Below are 367 nucleotides of genomic sequence, written 5' to 3'. Positions count from 1 at the left end.
CGACTTGCTGAAGTTGGTACTCACAAGGATGGATTTATTGAAGCTCGCATTCGTAAGGTCAAGGACGGACAGGTTGCAGTCGGTCAGGTTTGCGCCGTCGAAACGGGCATCTCGAACGTCGCTGCTGGCAAACGAGCTGCCAGTCAGGTCAGCGTTCGTGAAGTCGGAGCCTCGCAGCGCGCTTGATGTAAATTTCCCCTTATGCGCGGTAACGCCCGCAAAGTCGCTCTTCGACAGGTTACTCGCGCTAAAGTTCGTCACCACCTGCCGCTCCAGTGAGCGGGAGAGGTTAGCGACCTCCCGTACCGTTTGCTCAATGTCACCGATACTTTCAATGGTTATCTTAAACGCTGTTTCATCGTCCTTG

At 54.2% G+C, this 367-nt stretch carries 1 protein-coding gene; it reads right to left on the bottom strand.

All coding sequences use genetic code 11. The annotated features are described in order from the left end of the window. A partial coding sequence (locus tag AC1DLI_RS34440; protein ID WP_477610233.1) for a pentapeptide repeat-containing protein occupies nt 1–367 on the bottom strand: 367 nt, incomplete at both ends.

It is taken from the genome of Paenibacillus sp. 01T443, assembly GCF_056398325.1.
Note: the sequence above shows the minus strand (reverse complement) of the source record. Positions and strands in the feature narration are given on the sequence as shown.